The sequence below is a fragment of the Pseudomonas sp. P4_C3 genome, from assembly GCF_056402075.1.
This window is the reverse complement of the sequence record NZ_JBFUIC010000512.1, coordinates 1-2,111: the sequence shown is the minus strand read 5'-3', so window position 1 is coordinate 2,111 and position 2,111 is coordinate 1. Positions and strand designations below refer to the sequence as shown.

Genomic DNA, 2,111 nt, shown 5'->3' with positions numbered 1-2,111 from the left:
CCGGAGCGAAGGAACGCCGAGCCTTAGCGAGGGGCCGTACGTTCGGGGCGAGCGTTTTTTTGGTTACTTTTTTTAGGCGCTTGTAAAAAAAGTGACTCGCCGTCAGGGCGAAACCGCCAGCCGCCGTTACCGAAAAAACGGATATGTACTCAATCAAAAAAGCAGCCTGGTCGGCCCATAGGCCGCCAAGGTCTACAGCTACGGAATATCCAAAGTCACCGACATGAACTGACTGATCCGCGACCGCAACCACCGCTCCGCCGGATCATTGTCATGCACCCCGCTCCAGGCCATCGACAACTGCGCCGCCTCAATCTCGAACGGCGGATCCTCGGCACGCAACCCACACCCCTCCACCAACGCACACGCCGCATAATCCGGCACGGTGGCAATCATCTCGGTCCCGGCGAGCAACGCCCGCAACCCACTGAACTGTGGCACCCCCAGCACCACACGACGACAGCGCCCGACCTTCGCCAGATCCAGATCGATATTGCCGCTCAAGTCCCCCGAGAACGACACCATCGCATGAGGCCGCTCGCAGTACTCATCCAGGGTCAGCGTCCCCGGCCGGGTGTCGCCGCGCAGCACCTTGCAGGGAATATCGCGCAGCTTCTTGCGCTTGGCATTGGCCGGCAGATCCGTGGTGTAACTCACGCCCACCGAGATTTCCCCCGACGCCAGCAGCGCCGGCATCAACAGATAATTGGCCCGCCGCACGACCACGACGATGCCCGGTGCTTCCTCTTGCAACTGACGCAGCAACGGCGGAAACAAACCAAACTCGGCATCGTCCGACAGACCGATGCGGAACACATCGCAACTGGTCTCCGGATCGAATTCCTTGGCCCGGCTGACCGCGCCGGAAATGGTGTCCATCGCCGGCTGCAACTCCTTGAGAATCGCCAACGCACGCGCCGTCGGTTCCATGCCGCGACCGTTGCGCAACAGCAACGGGTCGTCGAACAGATCGCGCAAACGCCCCAACGCGGCGCTCACCGCCGGCTGACCCATGAACAGTTTTTCGGCGACGCGGGTCAGGTTCTTTTCGAACATCAGGGCTTCGAAAATCACCAGCAGGTTCATGTCGACGCGACGCAGATCGTTACGGTTCATAGGCTCGGGTTCCTTGTGTGGTCGGCCAGGCGCGAGAACTGCCGACTTTACTCGATCAACGGCACGTTCGCCGCTCGTTTGTACGGTCCGTATTCCACCGGCACCCACTGGAAATGCTTGCCTTCGGCGGTGATATGACCGATGCCGGGGAATGGCAGGTGCGCCGCCGTCACCCAGGTCTTGCTGGTGGCAGCGGCACTGAACACCTGGTTGCGGCTTTTGATCGCATGCTGGCTGTCGACGTCGAAACCGATCGATACCTCAGGGTGCAGGAATTGCACAGCGAGGTTGTGCACCAGGTCGCCCATGAACAGGATGCTTTGCCCTTGCGAGGTGAAACGGTACGTGGTGCTGCCCGGCGTGTGTCCGGCTTCCAGTTGCGCCTCGACCACGCCCGGCAGCGGCGACTGGCCGGGGGTGAAGGTCTTGAATCGGCCGGCGGCCACGTAAGGTGCAGTGGAATCCTGGGCGATTTTGAAGTAGCCCTTGGCCGCTTCCGGTGCCTTGGCCAACGCCTGCGGGTCGAGCCAGTAGTCGGCTTCGGCCTTGGCCGCGTACACCGTGGCATTGGCGAACACCGGTTGCTGCTGGCCATCCACCAGACCGCAGACGTGATCCAGGTGCAGGTGGGTGATCAGGATGGCGTCCACCTGCTCGGGCTTGTAGCCGGCCGCTTGAAGGTTGGCCGGGAGCTGGCCGGCGGTAGGACCGATACACTGCCCTGCCCCGGTATCAATCAGGACAAGCTGTTTACCGGTGTTGACCAGAAAGGCGTTGAAGGCGGTCTGCACACCCGGGGTTTCAATCGAACGACGGGCCAACAGCGCGCGGATCTGGCTCTGGCTCATGCCTTGCAACAGCTTCGGCGACAGGTCGTTATAGCCGTCGAACAGCGCCGTCACTTCATAATCCCCCAGTGCCAGCCGGAAGTAACCGGGTACTTGCGTGCCCACCTGCACAGGCGCCTGGGCCAGCGCGTTGGCGGATATCAGAAC

At 61.9% G+C, this 2,111-nt stretch carries 2 protein-coding genes; both read right to left on the bottom strand.

What is annotated here, in order from left to right:
• Positions 1–198: 198 nt before the first annotated feature.
• A complete protein-coding gene (locus AC1DVH_RS30025; RefSeq protein ID WP_477756851.1) occupies positions 199–1,116 on the bottom strand; it encodes a LysR family transcriptional regulator in 918 nt (305 codons plus the stop codon).
• Positions 1,117–1,163: 47 nt separating this feature from the next.
• Positions 1,164–2,108 (bottom strand): MBL fold metallo-hydrolase, encoded by a 945-nt coding sequence (locus AC1DVH_RS30020; protein ID WP_477756852.1) that lies wholly within the window; start codon positions 2,106–2,108, stop codon positions 1,164–1,166.
• Positions 2,109–2,111 lie beyond the last annotated feature (3 nt).